Origin of the sequence: Agreia sp. Leaf335 (genome assembly GCF_001423605.1) — a bacterium.
GTDB lineage: Bacteria > Actinomycetota > Actinomycetes > Actinomycetales > Microbacteriaceae > Agreia.
Genome location: NZ_LMOQ01000001.1, coordinates 631,465 through 652,216, shown reverse-complemented (window position 1 = coordinate 652,216; position 20,752 = coordinate 631,465). Strand labels below are relative to the sequence as shown.

The following is a 20,752-nucleotide window of genomic DNA, read 5'->3' as shown; positions in this document are numbered from 1 at the left end:
GCATCCGTTCAGGTTCGAGACAGAACCGGTTCGGAATCCTTGGTCTTGTTCGCGGCCGCCAGCTCCGCGTTCTTGTTGCGCTTAATGCGCTGCTGGGCCTGATCGAGCATCACGGCGAGGATGATGACCGCGCCCTTGATGAGCATCTGCCAGAAGGTCGACACCCCGACGAGGACGAGTCCGTCCGACAGGAATCCGATGACGAAGGCTCCGATGAGGGTTCCCTGCACGTTTCCCCGGCCGCCGGTCAGCGCCGCTCCGCCGATGACGACGGCCGCGATCGCGTTGAGCTCGAATGACTCTCCCGTCTGAGGCGCCGCACTCGTGAGTTCGGACGAGATGATGATTCCCACGATCGCGGCACAGAAGCCAGACACCATGTACACCCAGAGCTTGACCTTCTTGACCGGAACACCCGCGAGCTCGGCCGCCCGCTCGTTGCCGCCCGTGGCGTAGAGCCAGCGCCCGAACGGCGTCTTGCGAATCACGAACACCGAGATGGCGACGATCACGATCAGAATCCAGATCGCATTGGGAATGCCCAGGATGTTGCCGCCACCGATCGCGAGGAAGCCCTGGTTTCCGAGTTCGGGCTTACCGGCGAGCTTCGGGTAGGTGCTCCCGTTCGAGATGAGCAACGCTGCACCTCGGGCGACGTAGAGCATGCCCAGCGTGGCGATGAAGGGCGCGACGTTGAACCGCGTCACGAGCAGGCCGTTGATGAAGCCGACCAGTGTGCCGATGGCGACCGAGCAGAGAACGACGACCCACACGGCGGGGTAGAGCACCACGTCGAACGAATCGATCTGCAGTCCGTGCAACAGCACACCCGCGATGACTCCGGAGAGGCCGACGGTCGAGCCCACCGACAGGTCGATTCCGCCCTTCAAGATGACGAAGAGCATGCCGATCGCGAGGATCGCGTTGTACGCCACGTGCTTGGTCATCGTGATCAGGTTGCCCGGCGACAGGAAGACGTCGCTGAGCAGCGAGAAGATGATGATCAGCACGATCAGGGCGATGAAAGCGCGACCCTCGAGGATGATCGACAGCACGTCGATGTTCGAGCGGGAGAAGCGCGACGGGCGCTTCTCTCGGGGCGAGCGGGCGGGTGTGGTGGTGGACGTCATCGGCCCTCTCCAGTCAGATCGTCGAGTGAATTCTTTTCGTCGGTGAGCGCATCGGCGACCACCTCGTCGGTTGCCTCGCCAGAGGCCACCATGACCTCTTCGCGGGTCGAGCTACGCGGGTCGAAGTCGCGCACGATACGGCCCTTCGACATCACGATGATGCGGTTGGACGCGCCGAGAGCCTCGCCGACCTCGCTGGTCGCATACAGCACCCCGAGCCCGCGACGGGCCTCTCTCGCCATCAGGCCGAAGATCTCGGCCTTGGCGCCCACGTCGATGCCCCGGCTCGGCTCGTCGAGCAGTAGGACGTCCGGATTGGTCATCAGCACCTTGCCGATAACGACCTTCTGCTGGTTTCCTCCCGACAGCGAGGTGATGGCGGCGGTCGGGCCGGCTGCCTTCACCCTCACGTCGCCGAACTGCTCTGCGACGGCCGCCTTCTCGGGGGCCTTCGCCATCCACAGACCTTTCACGAACGACAGGATGCTCGCCAACGAGATGTTGTCGCCGACCGACATCGTCTGCACGAGCCCGTCGCGCTGGCGGTCTTCGGGAACCAGGGCCATGCCGAGGGCGATGCGCTCGGCGATGCTCTGGTCTCGAAGGTCGATGCCCTTCACCGTGATGCGCCCGCTCTGCACCGGCAGCCGGCCCGCGAGAGCCTCGAGCAGCTCGGTACGACCGGCCCCCATGAGGCCGTAGAGGCAGACGATCTCGCCCTTCCGCACGGTGAGCGAGAGCCTGTCGACGGCCAGCCGGCCCGGGTTGCTCGGGTCGACGATGGTCACCTCGTCGAGCTCGAGCACCGGCTCACCGAACTCCTCGAGCAGATCGGGCGACAGGTCTTCGGCCTGCCGACCGACCATGTTCGAGATGATCCAGTTGAGGTCGATATCGGATGCGTCGGCCGTGGCCACGAGTTCGCCGTCGCGGAACACCACGGCGTAGTCAGCGATCTCCAGCGCTTCTTCGAGGTGATGCGAGATGTAGACGATCGCGACGCCGGCCTCGGTGAGCTCGTGGATGACGCGGAACAGGACCTCCACCTCGCTGCCGGACAGGGCCGATGTGGGCTCGTCCATGATCAGCACGCGGGCGTCGCCCGCGATCGCTCGAGCGATCTCCACGACCTGCTGCTGGCCGAGCCGCAGATCGGCGACGAGGGTCTTCGGGCTGAGATCCTCCTCGAGCCTCTCGAGCAAGGCGCGGGTCGTGGCCGCCTCGGCACCGAAGTCGACCACGCCTCGGCGCGTGACCTCGCGCCCCATGAAGATGTTGTCGCGCACGCTGAGGTTCGGGCACAGGTTCAACTCCTGGTGGATGATCGCGATTCCTCGACGCGAGGCGTCCACCGTGTTCGCAAGGGCGATAGCCTCGCCGTCGAGTTCGAGCACGCCGTCGGTGGGGGTCTCGACGCCCGACAAGATCTTCATCAGGGTCGACTTGCCGGCGCCGTTCTCGCCGAAGAGCACCGTGACCTTGCCTCGGCGGATGTCGAAGTCGACGCCCTTCAGGGCGCGGGTGACGCCATAGACCTTGGTGATGCCGCGAGCGCTCATCACCACGTCGGATGCGGTTGTCGACGAAGCAGCCGGTCCGGTGGATGCGGGGGTCACGGTGACACCTCGAGCTTCACCGGAACAACGGAGACCAGGGCCGGATTGACCCGGGTGTACGCACCCGTGACGGTCACCGTCTTGCCCGCGAGGGATGCGACGTCGAGCGAGTCGAGGACCGTCGCCTTGACCTGGTTGTTGAGCTCGGTGCCGACCTTCTGGTACTCGAGTTGATTGGTGAACTGGTCGAACGAGATCGTCCCCGTGACGTCGCGCAGCGCCGTGCCATTCAGAGCAGGACCGACTTGCAGCTGCACCGTGACGTCGGCGGGCACACCGTCGACGGCGATGGGCACCACTCCCCCGGCGGGCGTTCCTGCCACACCGCTGAAGGTCACGGGAAAGCTGTACGAGCTCGCAGTTCCCGAGCTGTTGCCGAAGTCGGACTCGTCGGCACCGCCGGCGAGGTCGGTGAGAAGTGTCGCCAGCGGCACAGCCTCCTTCTCGATCTGCGGCACGATCTCGGTCTCGTAGTTCTCGACGGCGAACGAGGCCGGGTCGAACGCATCGGGACTGGCCGCGGTCGCATCGGCGATGCTCACGACCTTGACGTTGAAGAACACGGCCACGACGACCACGATGAGGACCACGACCTGGACGTGCCAGGGCCTGATCGGTGAACGGGGCCGGGTATCGGATGCCATCTGGTGCTGCTCCTTTGCAGAGGGTGAAAGAGGAAGGTGGGGTGGATCGACCGGTCTCAGCCGGGTTCGGCGGCATAGCCGTGGCCGCCGGTAAGCCCCGTGAAACGCCGGACCTCGCCGGGACCGATGACGATGGGCACGGCGCTGCCAGGAAGACGGAAGTCGCACGATCGTGGACTGAGGTTGCCGACGAGAACGGCGGCTGATGACACGCCGCCGCGACCCGCCGCGAACGCCGTGAGCCCGGGCGCGTGCACCGATCGGACGGGCTGGCCCTCGAGTTCCGACAGCCAGGAGAGCACCTGGATCGCCGATTCGTGCGCGGGCGAACGCGGACCCCACTCCTCCAGGTACGACACGGAGAGCACCCTCGGCCCGACCAGAGCCGAAAAGCTGGCGAGCAACCAGGCCGCGAGCGAGGCTGCTCCGCCTCTCTCGTCGGTCGCACCGGGCACTCGCGCGGCCGCGTATCCTCGGCGGAGATCGTGCCCGGTGGGTACCGATATAGGAGTGGTCGCGACAGCATTGAAGCGGGCGCCCAGGGTGATCGGGCCGATATGCAGGGGGCGGTGTCCCGCGAGTCGACGGGCGTTGTCCGCGACCTCGCGTTGCATCGCGATCGACTCCACCAGCTGGTGGCCGGACGTGTCGTGCATGAACGGCGTGATGCTGAAGGTCAGAGGTCCGCGCCACGCGTCGAGCCGGTCGATCGATCGATTGAGTTCGGTGAAATGGGCTCTTGTACCCGCGATCACCTGGATGTCGAGCCCGCGCTCGTCGAGCGCGGTCAAGAGCGACCTGGCTGTCTCGGGGTCTGCACAATGCTCTCGTCGGTTGAACAGGGCGATACGGGCGATCTCGGGCGCCGGGTGATCCGCGAGCGCATCGAGAATAGGCCCTGCCTCATCGACGCTGTCAGCGACCAGACGAACGTCGAGGGGGCGACCCGCCGCATCCGCGATCGCCCGGGCGAGAGCCGCCGGCCACCCGCTCCACGACGGATCGAGCTCGACGAGAAGGATTCGTGCCCAGGTCGCCTGTACCCGGTCTTCGTCAGACTCAGCGGAGGCCGCCGTGGAGGCTGTCGTCGTGAGAGCGGGCACGGTCACTTCTCGCACGATGTCACCGATGACGAGCTCGGAGGCGTTTCTCTCGTCATGCGTCGCCGTCACCGAGCCGCGCGATGCGCAACGAAGTACGACAGCCTGTTCCACGACCTCGCCCGATCGAACGGCGACGGGGAACGGAAGGGAGAGGGGGGTGGAATAGGTCTTGTACGACGCGTCGGTCCAGTTGCGCTGGTCTTCCATCTCGAACACGTCGCCCGAGAAGTCGAGGGCACACCTCGTGCTGCCGCCGTCGGCCGCCACGACCCAGTCGAGGCCGCGCACATCGACCGCCGGCTGGTGCGGAGAGATCTCGTCGGGGAAGACGGTCGACGTCACTCCGCCGGACGCATGCCGCACCTCGAGCCCCGTGCCCGCCAGTTCGGGCGAGTGCAACACGATCAGACCCAGCCGGTTGCGAAGAAGATCGCTCTGCGCCTCAGCACGGTACGCGATACTCAACTCGTCGCCGACGAAAGAGACCTCGAGTCGCCAACTGAGCCTTATCCGCTCGTCGTGCGTGCGTGCCTCGATGACGAGCACACCGGCATCCAGATCGGCGCCGTGGACACGCTCGACGATCGATGGCACGGTGCGCCAGTTCTCATCCCGCACGACGGCGCGGATGCTGCGAAGTACGAGAAGACCCCCGTGTCGGATGTCGTCTAGCTCGCCGGCGCGCAGCCCGATCGTCCACGGGCCGCGGTGCACGACGAAGGTCGTCTGCTCGTCGTGGCGGAGCAGATCGTGAGGAGGAGCGCTGGACATCATCGGCCGCGTCTGTCTTTTCGACTTCTACAGCGTCGTCATGCCGCCGTCGACGCGGAATAACGCGCCCGTGGCAAAACTCGACTCGTCGCTGGCGAGGTAGATCATGATGCCCTCGACATCGGATGCCTGCCCCGCGCGCCCCAAGGGAATACGCGAGACGATCGCCGCGCGCGCCTCAGCATCGCCGGAGATGGCCGTCACCAGAGGCGTCTCGGTGTAGCCCGGAACGACGGTGTTGACTCGGATTCCCTCGGACGCGTACGCGGCGGCGACGGTGCGCCCGAGACCGTGGATACCCGCTTTCGAGGAGCTGTACGCGGTGAAGTCCTGTCCCTCTCCGTTGAGACCCGTCGGGCTTCCGGTGAGGATGATCGACCCGCCCCGGCCGAGCATCGAGCGTACGGCGTGCTTCACCGTGAGGAACGTGCCCGTCAGATTGATCTCGATCGTGCGCTTCCACACGTCGAGGTCGAGATCTGCGATCTTCGCATCGTGCCCGAAGAGCTGCACCCCCGCGTTGGCGACGACCACATCGGGGGCGAAGCCGTCGGCGTCGAGCCGCTCGAACGCGTCGGAGACGCTCCGCTCGTCGGAGATGTCGAGTTCGATGGCGATCGCGGTCGGCCACGCTGCAGCGGCCGACTCCGCAGCGGCCAGGTCTCGATCAGAGAACACCACTCGGGCGCCTTCGCGGGCGAAACTCTCAGCGACGCTTCGACCGATACCCGATCCGGCACCTGTGACGAGTGCGGTCTTTGCCTCAAGCCGTGCGGTCATGTCTGCCATCTCCTGTGAAAGCATCTGCGGTCGAACGGCTTCACTGTACACCGGAATTGGTCAACCGGTGTGCCACCGTTACCAAGCGTGATGTAAGGCGCGCGATCAGCGCAGAGAGCTCCCACAGGAGAGAGCGGTCGACACGCCCGCCGGAGCGCGGCGCGTCAGCGCATCAGGAGGAACGAGTCGCGCTATCCGAGACCACGGCGATAGGAGCCGTGACCGAGACGGTGTCGAGCGAACGCGACGCGTTGAAGACCCAGAAGCGGTAGAGAACGAAGCGGAATGCGGCTCCGAGCACGAGGCCGATGACGTTGCCCGAGATGTTGTCCGCCAGCACGCTGCGGAATCCGAGCACGTAGTGCGAGAACCACAGGCATCCGAGGCCGATCATCATGCCGACGACGCTCACGGCGAAGAACTCGACGCTCTCGCGCACGATCTTCGTCTGCCGCTTCGAGCGGAACGTCCAGTATCGGTTGCCGAGCCAATTGACGACGATGGCGAGAAGAGTCGACACCAGCATCGCGAGGATCGGGCCCGCGTGAATCACGGTGGGAGAGAAGACCGTCGAGCGCAGGGCGTTGAACACGGAGACCTGGACGACGAAGCCGACTCCGCCGACCATGCCGAACTGCACGAGTTCGAGCACGAGTTTGCGGTAGCGCGGAGGCACGAAGCCGAGCAGGTCGATCGAAGCCATGAATGTTCCAAACGCAAAAAGGAGTATTGGGTGGTTCAACAGCGCTGTCGAGCTCTATCGAGGCTAGCAACGGCCGCCCCATCAATACTGGGAACCGGCCCAGGCTTGACTTTGCGTTCACACAGAGTCCACTTGCGCGACACCTCCCGTGCGCTCCGCCTCGGCACACTCAACAGAACACCAGGCAACGCCCAGCTATCTCGGCGGTACGGCCCCCTAGAGTGACCACTGCTCCAGCCGCGATCGGCTGCCGTACGGTTTTGTCAGAGAGGCACCCCATGTCATCCACCCTTGTCGTCATCCCGACGTACAACGAGCTGCGCACCCTGCCCGAGGCCATCGAGCGCACGTTGCGCGCCGTGCCGACCACACGCATCCTCGTCGTCGATGACAACAGCCCCGACGGCACCGGGCGTCTCGCCGACGACATCGCCGCCCGTGACGACCGCGTGAGCGTGATGCACCGCTCGGAGAAGAACGGTCTGGGTGCCGCGTACATCGCGGGGTTCCGCTGGGCCGAGGATCACGACGTCGACTTCATCATCGAGATGGACGCCGACGGCTCGCACCAGCCCGAAGAGCTCCCCCTGATGATCGCGCAGCTCGAACGCGGCGCCGACCTCTCGATCGGCGCCCGCTGGATCCCGGGAGGCAAGACCCGCAATTGGCCCCTGTATCGGCGCCTGATCTCACGCGGAGGCACGGTGTACGCCCGCATCCTGCTCCGCTCGAAGCTGCACGACATCACCTCCGGCTTCCGCGGATTCCGCGTCGAGACGCTGAGAAAGATCGACTTCGACAGCGTCGCCAGCCAGGGTTACTGCTTTCAGATCGAGATGGCTTGGCTCATCGAGAAGACAGGTGGAGACGTGCGCGAGTTCCCCATCACCTTCGTCGAGCGGGTCGAGGGCGCGTCGAAGATGAGCTCCGCGATCGTCGTCGAGGCCCTCCTCAAAGTCACGTCGTGGGGCCTCGCCGACCGCTTCGGCTCGTCACGCAGCGACATGGAATATTCGCGACGCCCCGGCGTTGGGGGTATAAGTAGTAAGTGACCTCGCCGCAAGGCAGGTCAAGCTTTTGCACTACGTGCTCCGGGGTCGGTGGAATTCCGAACCGGCGGTTATAGTCCGCGAGCCGCAGACGACGCGTTCTCATCTCGAGAGCGAACACTCTTCGGTTGACCTGGTGAAACTCCGGGACCGACGGTAACGAGGCGAGATTCTTCGCCTCCAAAGTCCGGATGAGAGGATGCACGCGCACCGCAGTTCCGCGCCCTCGCGCGGCTGCATCATGCGAACTCGTCGACCGACGGGGCCCCGGAACACGTCGAACAGACGGAGACCGGATGACCAGCCAGAGACACGAGGCCGACGCGATGCGTCGCGCCATCGAGCTGTCGCGGCGCGGCCCGGCCAACGGGGTGAATCCGCGCGTCGGCTGCGTGATTCTGGATGCCGCGGGTCGCGTCATCGCCGAGGGCTGGCACCGAGGTCGAGGCACGGCCCACGCCGAGGTCGCAGCGCTCGACGACCTGGCGGATCGATCACTCGCCGTCGGAGCCACGGCCGTCGTCACGCTCGAGCCGTGCAATCACACGGGCGCCACAGGGCCGTGCAGCGAGGCCCTCATCGACGCCGGAGTCGGCCGCGTCGTCTACGCGGTGGCCGATCCGGGCGCCTCGTCGTCGGGCGGTGGCGACCGACTTCGGGCGGCCGGCATCGACGTCGAGACCGGACTTCTCGCCGACGAGGCCGAGGCGAACATCCGGCCGTGGCTCACCGCGATGCGACGCGGCACCCCCTTCGTCACCGTCAAGTGGGCGTCCAGCCTCGACGGTCGCGCCGCTGCTGCCGATGGCACCAGTCGATGGATCACCGGTCCGTCCGCTCGGGCCGACGTGCATCGTCGCCGCGCCGAAGCCGGCGCCATCGCCGTGGGCACCGGCACCGTGTTCTCCGACGACCCCTCCCTCACGGCGCGGGATCCCGACGGCAAAGAGCTGTCCGAGCAGCCGATTCCCGTGATCGTGGGCCGCCGGTCCGTGCCGCGCGACTCGCGCGTCCTCGCGCATCCGGCGAGCGTGATCGAGTACCCGAGCCGCGATCTACGGGGCCTGCTGCAGATGCTCGCCGAGCGCGATATACGCCACGTCTTCGTCGAAGGAGGCCCGGCCCTGGCGAGCGCATTCCTTGCCGCCGGACTAGCCGACGACGTGCTGGTCTATATCGCCCCCACCCTGCTGGGCGGGCCGCTGACCGCGATCACCGATCTCGGCGTGCGCACCATCTCCGAGCAGGCCCGCATGCGCTTCGATCACATCGAGCTGCTCGGCGACGACGTGCTTCTCGTCGCCCGGCCCCTCTCTCCGAACACCCTGCCCACGACGAAAGAAGACGACTGACATGTTCACCGGAATCATCGAAGAGCGCGGAACCGTCGTCGAGGTCGTTCCGTCGCACGACGCGCTTCGGCTGACCGTTCGCGGCCCCCTGTCGGTGTCGGATGCCCGGCACGGCGACTCCATCTCTGTGAGCGGGGTGTGCCTGACCGTCGTGGATCGGAACGAGGACACCTTCACCGCCGACGTGATGGCCCAGACGTTGACCATGTCGACTATCGCTTCGCTCACCCCGGGGGCCGAAGTCAACCTCGAGCGCGCTGCTCTGGTGGGCGACAGGCTCGGCGGCCACATCGTGCAGGGGCACATCGACGGCACCGCGACCGTCATCTCGGTCTCTCCCGGCGAAGCGTGGAGCGTACTGCGCTTCCGCCTCGCCGACGACCTCGCTCGCCTCGTCGTCGACAAGGGGTCGATCGCGGTCTCTGGAGTCTCGCTGACCGTGTCGAGCATCGGCCGCGACGACGCGGGCGAATGGTTCGAGGTCTCCCTGATTCCCGAGACGCTGACGGCCACGACCCTCGGGGCCCTCGCGGTCGGCGACCGGGTGAACATCGAGACGGACATCCTCGCGCGACACGTGGAACGTCTCTTGGCGATGGGATCACGCTCATGAGCACCGCACTGTCGCCCCTGGTCACTCCCCTCTCTCCGATGGCGGAGGTGCTCGATGCTCTGCGCTCCGGGCGGCCCGTTATCGTCGCCGATGCTGAGAATCGCGAGAACGAGGGCGACGCGATCCTCGCGGCCGAACTCGCGAGCCCCGAGTGGATCGCGTGGATGGTGCGGCACACCTCCGGATTCCTGTGCGCGCCCATGACCCGGGAGACGAGCGACCGACTCGGCCTTCCGGGCATGGTCGAACGCAATCAGGATTCGCTGCGCACCGACTACACCGTGACCGTCGACGCGTCATCCGGCATCACCACCGGAATCAGCGCATCCGACAGAGCAGAGACCTTCCGTCGCCTCGCCGACCCGGAGTCGACGCCGCAGAGTTTCATCCGCCCGGGCCACGTCCTGCCGGTGCGCTCCGTGCCCGGCGGCGTCCGAGCGCGCCCGGGCCACACGGAGGCCACCATCGATCTGCTCACGCTCGCGGGCCTCACTCCAGTGGGCGTCATCGGTGAGATCGTTGCCGACGACGGAGAGATGATGCGGCTCCCCGGGCTGCTCGCGCTGGGCGCCGAGGCCGGGCTGCCGGTCACGACGATCGCCGCGCTGATCGATTACCTCGACGGGGTGGATGCCGCGGCGCGGCTCGTCGGCACGGAGCCCGAGGCCATCGTCACGGCTCCCGAGGCCGCCGCAGAACCCCTTCGCGTCACCTTCGAGGTCGAGACCACGGTTCCCACCGTGCACGGCGACTTCCGCATCCGGGCCTACCACGACACCTCCACGGGTTACGAGCATCTGGCCCTCGTATCAGGTGACCCGACGGCCGGGTCCGCTGTCGTGCGCATCCACTCCGAATGCCTCACGGGCGAGGCGTTCGGCTCGTTGAAGTGCGAGTGCGGTCCGCAACTGCAGGAGGCTCTGGATCAGGTGCACACCACCGGCGGAGCGGTCATCTATCTCCGCGGCCACGAGGGACGCGGCATCGGGCTCCTCAACAAGCTGCGGGCGTATCGGCTTCAGGAGGACGGACTCGACACGCTCGATGCGAACCTCGCGCTCGGTCTTCCGGCCGACGCCCGCGACTACGGCGCAGCCGTCGCGATCCTCGAAGACCTCGGGGTGCGATCGGTTCGACTGCTCACGAACAATCCCGACAAGGTCAGCCAGCTCGAGGAGCATGGGGTGACCGTCTCGGAACGCGTGCCCCTCATCGTCGGCGTCGACGCCGCCAACACCGGCTACCTCTCGGCCAAGGCTGCCCGCATGGGCCATGTCATTCCCGCCTGGGTCACCGATACCCCTCTGAACCCCACCACCCCCGACGAAAGGCCCTCATCATGAGCGGTGCAGGATCCCCCACTTTGAACACCGACGGCACCGGCCTCAAGGTCACGATCGTGGCCGGTATGTGGCACGAGACCATCACGAACGGTCTGCTCGCGGGCGCGCATCGCGTACTCGATGCGGCGGGCGCCGAGGTCACGGAGATCCGTGTACCGGGCAGCTTCGAGCTGCCCGTCGTGGCGAAGGCCGCGCTCGAGGCCGGAGCAGACGCGGTGGTGGCTCTCGGCGTCATCATCCGTGGTGGTACGCCGCACTTCGAATACGTGTCGGATGCCGCGACTTCCGGCCTCACGCACGTCAGCATCCAGACGGGAAAGCCTGTCGGTTTCGGCGTTCTCACTCTCGACGACGAGCAGCAGGGGCTCGACCGCGCCGGCCTACCCGACTCGAAAGAGGACAAGGGCGCCGAGGCTGCAGAGGCGGCGATCGCGACGGCGCGCGCCATTCAGACGATCATGAAGTTGCGCCGCTGAGGCCTCGGGCGGGGTCTCCGGTCGATCCGGCCGGTCAGTCCTGCTGTGCGCCGACCCAGGAGACGGCGCGACCCGCCGCGTCGCTAGCGGCCTGCATGGCGGCGTGCGCATCCATGCCAGCGGCCAGGCCGGCGGCGAGCGTGCCGCAGTAGCTGTCTCCCGCACCCGTGGTGTCGACGACGTGCTCGACCCGGGCCGCCTGTACCTCGATCGAGCCCCAGCTCGAGCCGGCGGCGCCGAGGGTCACCAGCAGAGACGGCGGTGTCGCCCCGGACTGCTCGAGCTGCTGAGCCTCGTGCTCATTGACGACCACCGGGTCGGCGAAAGCGAGAACCTCGGCTGGAAGCTCAGCGAAGGGCGCCAGGTTGAGCACGACGCGAGCGCCGCGCGATCGGGCGATCCGCGCGGCCTCGGCGATGACATCGAGACCGGATTCCAGGGGCGCGAGCAGCACATCACCCGGCTGCATGGCCTCGAGCGGCCCCAGATCGGCCAGGGCGAGTCTCGCGTTCGCCCCCGGCGACACGATGATGGTGTTCTCGGCCCGGGCATCCAGGGCGATCATCGCGTGGCCGGTGGTGGAGCCGGTCGTCACCGTGACCCCTGCGGCATCGATTCCGCGCTCAGTGAGCCGGGCGATGTAATCGTGCCCGCCGGAGTCGTCGCCGACCCGCCCGATGAAAAAGACCTCGGCTCCGGCAGCAGCCGCCGCGACCGCCTGGTTGGCACCCTTGCCCCCGAAGAAGGTGGCCACATCGCCGCCCATCAACGTCTCTCCGGGCAGTGGATGCCGCTCCACCTCGACCACCGAGTCGATGTTGAGCGAGCCGACGACGTAGACGCGGGGCATTGTCCATCCATCCTGAGCAGCCTCCGTGGCGTGCCCGGCACAATCCTAGGCGAGCCGATCACTGCCGCCGAGAGAGTCCGATCGGCGCTGAGCCCCGCGATTGCGGCCTCTTTCTGCCGAGACACGCCCTAAAATGGTGGAGGCGCGGAACCCGCGCCACCATTTTTCGCATCGATGGCGCCTCCCGAGACGCGACGAACAACGCCGGTCTTGTCGAGCAGCACCCCGATGCCCTCCCTCTCGTCGAGCCTCGACGCATTCACCGAAAGCCCGCCATGTCATCCGCAGCCCCGGCCGCAACCGCGCCCGCGCCCAAGACCAATCCCCGCTCGCGCGTCGTCCTCGCCAGCCTCATCGGCACCTCGATCGAGTTCTACGACTTCTACGTCTACGCCACCGCAGCCGTTCTCGTCTTTCCGAAGCTCTTCTTTCCGAACGCCGACGACACCACCGCGCTGCTGAGCTCCTTCGCCGCGTTCGGTGCGGCGTTCGTCGCCCGCCCGATCGGCTCGATCATCTTCGGCCACTTCGGCGACAGGATCGGACGCAAGGGCACGCTCGTGGCATCGCTGCTCACCATGGGCATCGCGACCGTGCTGATCGGATGCCTGCCCACCGCGAGTGTCGACGGCTGGATCGTGCTCGCCCCGACCTTCCTGGTCGTTCTGCGTTTCTGCCAGGGCCTCGGCCTCGGTGGCGAGTGGAGCGGTGCGGCCCTGCTGGCGACCGAGAACGCGCCCAAGGGCAAGCGGGCCATCTACGGCACGTTCCCGCAGCTGGGCGCCCCTATCGGATTCATCGTGGCCAACGGAGTCTTCCTGTGGCTCTCGCTCGGCCTGAGCCCGGAGGACTTCGCCTCCTGGGGCTGGCGCATCCCGTTCCTCGGCAGCGCGCTGCTGGTGGCGGTCGGCCTCTACGTGCGCTTCAAGCTCATCGAGACGCCGGCCTTCCAGAAGGTCGTCGAAAAGGGCGAGGTCGCGAAACTCCCCTTGGCGCGCGTCTTCAAGACGAGCTGGCAGCCGCTCATTCTCGGCACGTTCATCATGCTCGCGACGTACGTGCTCTTCTACCTGATGACCACGTTCACCCTCACCTTCGGAACCACGCCCTCGACGGTCGAGGCGGGCAAGGCGGCTGCGGAGAAGGCCGGAAAGGCGTTCTCGGCCGACACGTTCGTGGCCGGACTCGGTTACCCGCGCAACGACTTCCTCATCATGCTGATCGTCGGCGTCGTCTTCTTCGGAATCTTCACCCTGGTCGCGGGTCCTCTCGCCGAGAAGTACGGGCGTCGCAAGACGCTCATCTGGGTGACCGTGGCAATCATCGTCTTCGGCCTGCTTTTCGTTCCGCTCTTCGGAGGTGGATTCGTGGGTGTGATGGCTCTGCTCATCATCGGCTTCACACTGATGGGGCTCACTTTCGGTCCCATGGGATCGGTCCTGCCCGAGCTCTTCCCGACCAACGTGCGCTACACCGGTTCTGCGATCAGCTACAACGTCGCCAGCATCCTCGGCGCCGCCGTGGCTCCGTTCATCGCCGTGGCCCTGTGGACTGCGGCCGACGGCAGCACCTGGCTGGTCGGCCTCTACCTCAGCGTCATGGCCGTCATCACACTCGTCGCCCTGATCCTGAGCAAGGAGACGAAAGACGTCGACTACGAGGCGAACGTCTCCTAGGCCCCGTCACCGCACGCATCCACGAGCCTGCGAGCCGCCGATCTATCCGGCGGTTCGCAGGCTCGCGGCGTATGGTTCGACCATGTCGATTCATCAGGGCACGCCGTGGCACCACGCCGGGTCGTGGCGCGGCGCCGAGCCGCACCGGGCCGTTCGCGCCTGGCTCGTCGCATCCGGTCTCGGCGGCCTGACGCTTGCCGCCCTTCTCCTCGCTCCCCCGGTCTCGACTCCGCCGCAGACGGTCGATGGTTCGTCGCTCGTCGTCAGCCCGCGGTGACCTCGCGCGCACCACGCGCGGTGCACAATTACTAGGGAACCGCGCGGCCGATTCAGTCGGTGTCGCGCGGGTTCGACCGCCCCGTTTCACGCATCAGAGAGTTTCGAATGAGCACGAGTACGCAACCACGCCGCAGGATGGGTCGATCGCCGAAACCCGACGATGGCCCTCGCGCCCGCTTCAGCCAGCTTCTGCCCTACCTCGCAGAGCACCGGCCGATCCTCGCCGTCGTCATCGTGCTCAGCATTCTCGGCGCCGCGGCAAGCCTGGCCCAGCCCCTGCTCGTGAGTCAGGTCATCACGGTGGTGCAGGCGGGCGACCCGCTCGGCACGCTCGTCACAGCTCTCGTGGTGCTCGTCGTCGTGTCCGGGCTCATCAGCGGATTCCAGCACTACCTGCTGCAGCGAACGGGCACGGCGGTCGTGCTGTCGGCCCGTCGCCAGCTGGTGCGTCGCATGCTGCGCCTGCCGATCCGCGAGTTCGATGTGCGCCGCACCGGCGACCTCGTGAGCCGAGTGGGCAGCGACACCACGCTGCTGTACGCCGTCATCACCCAGGGGCTCGTCGATGCCATCGGCGGTTCGCTCGTGTTCTTCGGCGCGCTCATCGCCATGCTCATCATCGACCCGGTTCTTCTCGGCCTCACCGTCGCCGTGATCGCGGTGTCTGTCGTCACCGTCGTGCTCATCTCGGGCCGCGTGCGCACCGCGAGCCGCAAGCAGCAGGAGAAGGTGGGCGACCTCGCCGCCTCCGTCGAGCGATCCCTCGGAGCGATCCGCACCGTGCGTGCATCGAATGCCACCGATCGCGAGATCGCCGCGATCGAGGTGGATGCGCGCGGCGCGTTCGACATGGGCGTGCGGGTCGCGAAGATCTCGGCCCTCGTCGTTCCGATCGCGGGAATCGCGCTGCAGGTCTCGCTCCTCGTCGTCCTCGGCGTCGGTGGATTCCGTGTGGCCGACGGCTCCATCACCATCGCCAACCTGATCTCGTTCATCCTCTTCCTCTTCATGATGATCATGCCGCTGGGCCAGGCCTTCGGCGCTCTCAACTCGGTGAACCAGGCGCTCGGCGCTCTCGGCCGCATCCAGGAGATCATCGAATTGCCCGTCGAGACGCAGTTCGACGCTGACATCGCGCGGAGCGCTGCTCCGTCTATCCCCGTCGACGGCATCGCACTCGAGTTCGACGACGTGCACTTCGCCTACGCCGGCACACCCGTCGACGACGCCGACGTTCCCGCCGGCGGACCGATGGCATCCGGTGTTCTGCACGGCGTGAGTTTCGCCGCGCGCCAGGGCCAGCGCACGGCTCTCGTCGGCCCCTCGGGAGCGGGCAAGAGCACCATGCTCGCGCTCATCGAGCGGTTCTACGACCCCACATCGGGAACCGTTCGCCTCGGAGGCATCGACCTCAAGGCGATCGATCGCGAGACGCTGAGGTCGCAGATCGGCTACGTGGAGCAGGACGCGCCCGTACTCGCCGGAACCATCCGGCAGAACCTGCTGCTCGCCTCGCCCGATGCGAGCGACGCGCAGTGCATCGAGGTGCTGCACGCGGTGAACCTCGGAGAGGTGCTCGACCGCAACGACGCCGGGCTCGACGCGGCCGTCGGAGAAGACGGTGTGATGCTCTCGGGCGGCGAACGCCAGCGGCTCGCCATCGCCCGAGCCCTGCTCGCGGCCCCGCCCATCCTGCTGCTCGACGAGTCGACGTCGAGCCTCGACGGCCTGAACGAGCAGATGCTGCGCGAGGCCATCGACGCTGTCGCTGAGAACCGCACGCTCATCGTGATCGCGCACCGCCTCTCGACGGTGGTCGACTCAGACCAGATCGTGGTGCTCGAGCACGGCCGCGTCGTGGGCGTGGGAACGCACTCGGAGCTCGTGGTGTCGACGCCTCTCTACAAGGACCTCGCGAAGCACCAGCTGCTGGTGTGACCGGTTCACGATACGGCCGCTTCGCAGCTCCCTGAATCGCCCGGACTGTTCTGCCCAAGCAATCTGTCCTCCTCTACGAGTTCGGGATGAGCGTGTACTTGGTCGACAGGTACTCGTGGATTCCCTCCAGGCCGCCCTCGCGTCCGAGCCCAGACTGCTTGACGCCGCCGAACGGCGCTGCGGCATTCGACACCACACCGACGTTGAGGCCCATCATGCCGGTCTCGAGACGCTCGATCATGCGCTGACCGCGCGCGAGGTCTGCGGTGAACACATAGCTCACCAGCCCGTATTGCGTGTCGTTCGCGAGGCGCACGCCCTCGTCTTCGTTTGCGAACGTCACGATCGACACGACGGGTCCGAAGATCTCCTCACGCAGAATCTCGCTGCCGGCAACGACACCGGATACGACGGTGGGCTCGTAGAAGCTGCCCGGGCCGTTGACGCGCTTGCCGCCCGTGACCACATGCGCGCCTCGCGACACGGCGTCCTGCACGAGGCCGTCGGCCTTGTCGACCGCCTTGTCGTTGATCAGCGGACCGATGTCGACGCCCTGCTCGGTGCCGCGGCCGATCGACAGCCCCTTCACCCGCTCGGCGATGCGCCGTGCGAACTCGTCGGCGACCGCCTCGTGCACGATGAATCGATTCGCGGCGGTGCACGCCTGACCGATGTTGCGGAATTTGGCGAGCATCGCGCCGTCGACGGCCTTGTCGAGATCTGCGTCGTCGAACACGACGAAGGGCGCATTGCCGCCCAGCTCCATCGACGTGCGCAGCACGCTCGCTGCCGACTGGGCGATGAGCTTCTGACCGACCCCCGTCGAGCCGGTGAAGCTGAGCTTGCGAAGGCGGGGATCGGAGATGATCGGCTCGGAGACCGCACCCGACGCCGACGTCGTGATCACGTTGAGCACTCCGGCGGGCAGGCCAGCGTCTTCGAGCAGCTTGGCGAAGAACAGCGTCGTCAGCGGGGTGAGCTCGGCAGGCTTGACGACCACGGTGCAGCCGGCCGCGAGCGCGGGCGCGATCTTGCGCGTGGCCATGGCCAGAGGGAAGTTCCACGGGGTGATCAGGAAGCACGGTCCCACGGGGCGCTGCGAGACGACCATCGTGCCCGTTCCCTCGGGGTTTTGGCCGTAGCGGCCCGAGATGCGCACCGCCTCTTCGCTGAACCAGCGCAGGAACTCGCCGCCATACGCGACCTCGCCGGCCGCCTCGGCAAGTGGCTTGCCCATCTCGAGGGTCATCAGCAACGCGAACTCGGCCTTGCGCTCCTGGAGCATGTCGAATGCCCGGCGCAGGATCTCGCCGCGTACGCGCGGCGCGGTCGCCGCCCAGTCGGCCTGGGCCGCGACAGCGGCATCCAGAGCGCGGATGCCGTCGGCCGGGCTCGCATCGGCGATGGTGCGGATGGAACGACCCGTGGCCGGGTCATCGACCTCGATGGTGCGTCCGCCCTCGGCGTCGATCCAACGCCCACCGATGTAGAGCTGGTTCGGCACCGATTCGAGAAGCGTGGATTCGGACGTCGTTGTCATGGTTCTCCGTACTGCTGAGCGCTAACGAGATGGCGTGGCGACGCCCTCGGGCGCCTTCGCCAGTTTACTCGGCCACCAGACGACCCGGCCCAGATCGTATGCCAACGCGGGAACCAGGAGCGACCTCACGAGGAGGGTGTCGAGCAGCACGCCGAACGCCACGATGAAGGCGATCTGAGCCAGGAAGAGAACCGGAATGACCCCCAGCGCCGAGAAGGTCGCCGCCAACACGATTCCCGCCGATGTGATGACGCCACCGGTCACGGTCAGGCCGCGCAGGATGCCGCGACGCGTGCCATGCGTGATCGATTCCTCTCGCACACGCGTCATCAAGAAGATGTTGTAGTCGATGCCGAGGGCGACGAGGAAGACGAAGCCGTAGAGGGGCACCGAGGGATCGGCCCCGGGGAACTGGAAGAGGTGATTGAAGACCAGCGCGGAGACACCGAGCGCCGCGGCGAACGACACGACCACGCTGAGGATCAGCAGGACGGGCGCCAGAATCGAGCGCAGGAGCAGCATGAGGATGAACAGGATGACGACAAGGACGATCGGGATGATCGTGTTGCGATCGTGCAGACCTGCCGTGTCGGAATCGATGGCCGTGGCGGTCACCCCTCCGACCAGCGCCCCGGTCGAGCCGTCGGCCAGAGCCGAGCGCAACGCGCGCACCGTGTCCTTGGCGGCATCCGAGTCTGCGGCGTCGGACAGAGTGGCCTGCAGCAGTACCTGACCCTCGACGACGGTGGGTTGGACCGCGATGAGCGTCTGAGCACCGCCCGGCGCGGAGAGCGCGCCGTCGCTGTCGACATTCGCAGACCCCGAGGGCGAGTTCGCGCTCGTCACCGTGAGCGAGGTCACCCCGTCGGTCGACAGCACGGTGGATGCGACATCGCCGAGATCGGCCTCGGGCGCGACGATCAGCGCGGGGCTCCCTGACCCACCGGGGAAGTGCTCTCCCAAGGCGATCTGTCCGTCTCGCGCCTCGGACTGGCCGAGGATCAGATCGCTCTGCGGAACACCGTTGGCCTGCAGCTGCAGGACTCCCGTTCCGGCGGCGAGAAGCACCACCGTGGTCACGATCCAGATCGTGCGGGGCCGCCAGGAGATGAAGGACTCCAGCCGCGGCCAGAAACCCTTCGGCGCGCCGTGCGCCGTCTTGTGTTCCGCGAAACCGTGACGGGCGGGCTCGGCATCGACGCGCACGGCCGCCCCATCCGGCCCCGCGTATTTGGGCCGAAGCGGCCAGAACGACGCGCGGCCGCAGGCGAGCAGCAAAGCCGGCAGCAGGGTCAGCGAGGCGAGCACGCTGAAAGCCACTCCGACGGCGGACACCGGCCCGAGGGCCTTGTTCGAGTTGAGGTCGGAGAAGAGCAGGCACAGGAGTCCGGCGATCACCGTTCCACCCGATGCGACGATCGGCTCGAGGGATACCCGCAGGGCGGCCCACGTCGCATCCCAGCGCTTCTCGTGCGAGCGCAGGGCCTCTTTGTAGCGCGAGACGTAGAGCAGCGAGTAGTCGGTGGCGGCGCCGATCACGAGGATGAACAGGATGCCCTGCACCTGCCCGTTCAGCGTGAAGACCCCGGCCTTCGCGAGCCACCAGACGGTGAGCAGGCTCGTCGTCAGAGCGAAGAGCGACGTTCCGAGCACCAGGAACGGAAGCAGCGGTGACCGATACACGATGAACAGGATCACGAAGACGGCGCCCAGAGCGGTCAGGAGAAGAATGCCGTCGATGCCCGCGAAGGCGTCTCCGATGTCGGCCGTGAAGCCGGCCGGCCCTGTGACGAAACCCGTCACCCCCTCGACGGAGCCCTCTCGAAGCAGGTACGAACGCATCGAGTCGACCGTGTCGCGCACCTCGCCCGACGCATCGATGGGCACGAACACCTCGACCGCCTGCTGGTCTTGAGACGCGATCGCCGGCGAGATGTCGTCGAGGACCCCGCCGACCGTCGAGAGCCCCTCGACCTGGGTCTGGATCTCGGCACGCTGCTGGTCGGTGAGCGCGGCTCCGTCGTCGGTGCGGAACACGACGATAGCGGGGATGGCGTCGGAGTCGGTGAACTGCTTCTGCAGAGCGCTGACCCGGGTGGCATCAGCGCTGGCGGGCAGGTACGTCGTCTGGTCGTTGCTCGACACCTCGTCGATGCGGCCGAAATACGGGCCGCCGATGGCCGCGGCGGTCAGCCACACGAGAATCAACACGGCGGGCAGGAGGACTCTCAGCCACCGTGGAACGCGCATCTCTAGCCTTCGATCTGGTCGGAGCGCACCAGGTCAGCGCCGGCGCGAGCCACCTCGGCGAGCGCCTCGCGGCTCGATTCGGGGGCGACGCCGGCGACGAGATCGGTGATGACCCGCACCTCGCGCCCGTTCTGCAGGGCGTCGAGGGCGGAGGCCCGCACGCAGTAGTCGGTCGCGAGACCGGCGATGTCGATGGCGGTGATACCGCGCGCATCCAGGAGCTCGGCGACGGAGCCTCCCTCCTCCACCGTTCCCTCGAAGATCGAGTAGGCGGGCTTTCCCTGGCCCTTGCGAATGTGCACGTCGATCGACCGGGTCGTGAGTTCGTCGTTGTACTCCGCGCCGAACGTACCGGCGACGCAGTGCACCGGCCAGGTGTCGACGAAGTCCGGAGCCTCGTCGCGGGCGAAGTGCCCGCCGTTGTCGTTGTCTGCGTCGTGCCAATCGCGCGAAGCGGCGACCAGGTCGTAGGCGCCGCGATGCTCGGCCAGCAGGGCAGAGATGCCGGCCGCCACGGCCTGCCCGCCCTCGACGCCCAGGGCCCCGCCCTCGGTGAAGTCGTTCTGAACGTCCACGATGAACAGCGCGCGGCCCATGCCGTCTCACTCTCTCTTGCTCGTCGACGTGATTGGCGTCGAG

The 20,752-nt window shown here is 67.0% G+C and carries 18 protein-coding genes and 1 riboswitch; of the genes, 8 read left to right on the top strand and 10 right to left on the bottom strand.

Features of this window, described 5'->3' with window-relative positions; genetic code table 11:
* Positions 1-8: 8 nt before the first annotated feature.
* The 6 genes from ASF79_RS03160 to ASF79_RS03135 form a co-directional block, all read right to left on the bottom strand.
* Complete coding sequence (locus ASF79_RS03160; RefSeq protein ID WP_055775627.1) at positions 9-1,130, bottom strand: ABC transporter permease; 1,122 nt, start codon at positions 1,128-1,130, stop codon at positions 9-11.
* Positions 1,127-2,746 (bottom strand): sugar ABC transporter ATP-binding protein, encoded by a 1,620-nt coding sequence (locus ASF79_RS03155; protein WP_235500612.1) that lies wholly within the window; start codon positions 2,744-2,746, stop codon positions 1,127-1,129. The genes ASF79_RS03160 and ASF79_RS03155 overlap by 4 nt, the downstream gene beginning before the upstream one ends.
* Entirely contained in the window at positions 2,743-3,390 is a 648-nt protein-coding gene (locus tag ASF79_RS17520; protein WP_055851805.1) for a DUF2291 family protein, read from the bottom strand. The genes ASF79_RS03155 and ASF79_RS17520 overlap by 4 nt, the downstream gene beginning before the upstream one ends.
* Positions 3,391-3,446: 56 nt before the next feature.
* Positions 3,447-5,267, bottom strand: a complete 1,821-nt coding sequence (locus ASF79_RS03145) for a hypothetical protein (RefSeq protein WP_055851802.1) — start codon at positions 5,265-5,267, stop codon at positions 3,447-3,449.
* Between the two features lie 24 nt (positions 5,268-5,291).
* A complete protein-coding gene (locus tag ASF79_RS03140) occupies positions 5,292-6,044 on the bottom strand; it encodes an SDR family NAD(P)-dependent oxidoreductase (protein WP_235500611.1) in 753 nt (250 codons plus the stop codon).
* 172 nt (positions 6,045-6,216) lie between these two features.
* The gene (locus tag ASF79_RS03135; RefSeq protein WP_055851797.1) at positions 6,217-6,747 is read right to left on the bottom strand and encodes a GtrA family protein; all 531 of its coding nucleotides are present in this window, start codon (positions 6,745-6,747) and stop codon (positions 6,217-6,219) included.
* A 278-nt stretch (positions 6,748-7,025) separates the two neighbouring features.
* Here ASF79_RS03135 and ASF79_RS03130 point away from each other — a divergent pair, with 278 nt between their 5' ends.
* The 5 genes from ASF79_RS03130 (at position 7,026) to ribH (ending at position 11,580) form a co-directional block, all read left to right on the top strand.
* Positions 7,026-7,799, top strand: a complete 774-nt coding sequence (locus ASF79_RS03130; RefSeq protein WP_055851794.1) for a polyprenol monophosphomannose synthase — start codon at positions 7,026-7,028, stop codon at positions 7,797-7,799.
* Positions 7,800-7,830: 31 nt separating this feature from the next.
* A riboswitch (FMN riboswitch) is annotated at positions 7,831-8,004 on the top strand.
* Positions 8,005-8,092: 88 nt separating this feature from the next.
* A complete protein-coding gene (gene ribD / locus ASF79_RS03125) occupies positions 8,093-9,148 on the top strand; it encodes a bifunctional diaminohydroxyphosphoribosylaminopyrimidine deaminase/5-amino-6-(5-phosphoribosylamino)uracil reductase RibD (protein ID WP_055851791.1) in 1,056 nt (351 codons plus the stop codon).
* A gap of 1 nt (position 9,149) precedes the next feature.
* On the top strand, positions 9,150-9,761 hold the full coding sequence (locus ASF79_RS03120; protein ID WP_055775647.1) for a riboflavin synthase: 612 nt from the start codon (positions 9,150-9,152) through the stop codon (positions 9,759-9,761).
* On the top strand, positions 9,758-11,104 hold the full coding sequence (locus ASF79_RS03115) for a bifunctional 3,4-dihydroxy-2-butanone-4-phosphate synthase/GTP cyclohydrolase II (protein WP_055851788.1): 1,347 nt from the start codon (positions 9,758-9,760) through the stop codon (positions 11,102-11,104). Before ASF79_RS03120 ends, ASF79_RS03115 begins: the two co-directional genes overlap by 4 nt.
* A complete protein-coding gene (ribH, locus tag ASF79_RS03110; protein ID WP_055775653.1) occupies positions 11,101-11,580 on the top strand; it encodes a 6,7-dimethyl-8-ribityllumazine synthase in 480 nt (159 codons plus the stop codon). Before ASF79_RS03115 ends, ribH begins: the two co-directional genes overlap by 4 nt.
* Positions 11,581-11,614: 34 nt before the next feature.
* On the opposite strand, the gene ASF79_RS03105 is transcribed toward ribH, so the two are convergent.
* Complete coding sequence (locus ASF79_RS03105; RefSeq protein WP_055851786.1) at positions 11,615-12,430, bottom strand: PfkB family carbohydrate kinase; 816 nt, start codon at positions 12,428-12,430, stop codon at positions 11,615-11,617.
* Between the two features lie 275 nt (positions 12,431-12,705).
* On the opposite strand from ASF79_RS03105, the gene ASF79_RS03100 reads away from it, so the two are divergent.
* From ASF79_RS03100 to ASF79_RS03090, 3 genes are all read left to right on the top strand, one after another.
* Positions 12,706-14,106 carry an MFS transporter gene (locus tag ASF79_RS03100; RefSeq protein ID WP_055775659.1) on the top strand — a complete coding sequence of 467 codons (1,401 nt, stop codon included), beginning with the start codon at positions 12,706-12,708 and terminating at the stop codon, positions 14,104-14,106.
* Between the two features lie 82 nt (positions 14,107-14,188).
* Positions 14,189-14,383 carry a hypothetical protein gene (locus ASF79_RS03095; RefSeq protein WP_055851783.1) on the top strand — a complete coding sequence of 65 codons (195 nt, stop codon included), beginning with the start codon at positions 14,189-14,191 and terminating at the stop codon, positions 14,381-14,383.
* Positions 14,384-14,490: 107 nt separating this feature from the next.
* Positions 14,491-16,323 (top strand): ABC transporter ATP-binding protein, encoded by a 1,833-nt coding sequence (locus tag ASF79_RS03090; protein WP_055851780.1) that lies wholly within the window; start codon positions 14,491-14,493, stop codon positions 16,321-16,323.
* 73 nt (positions 16,324-16,396) lie between these two features.
* Here the strand turns inward: ASF79_RS03090 and ASF79_RS03085 are convergent, their stop codons facing one another.
* The 3 genes from ASF79_RS03085 to ASF79_RS03075 are packed head-to-tail and all read right to left on the bottom strand — an operon-like array spanning position 16,397 to position 20,709.
* Positions 16,397-17,863 (bottom strand): NAD-dependent succinate-semialdehyde dehydrogenase, encoded by a 1,467-nt coding sequence (locus ASF79_RS03085; protein ID WP_055851778.1) that lies wholly within the window; start codon positions 17,861-17,863, stop codon positions 16,397-16,399.
* Positions 17,864-17,884: 21 nt separating this feature from the next.
* Complete coding sequence (locus tag ASF79_RS03080) at positions 17,885-20,113, bottom strand: MMPL family transporter (protein ID WP_082495651.1); 2,229 nt, start codon at positions 20,111-20,113, stop codon at positions 17,885-17,887.
* Positions 20,114-20,115: 2 nt separating this feature from the next.
* On the bottom strand, positions 20,116-20,709 hold the full coding sequence (locus ASF79_RS03075; protein WP_055851775.1) for an isochorismatase family protein: 594 nt from the start codon (positions 20,707-20,709) through the stop codon (positions 20,116-20,118).
* Between the last annotated feature and the right edge of the window lie 43 nt (positions 20,710-20,752).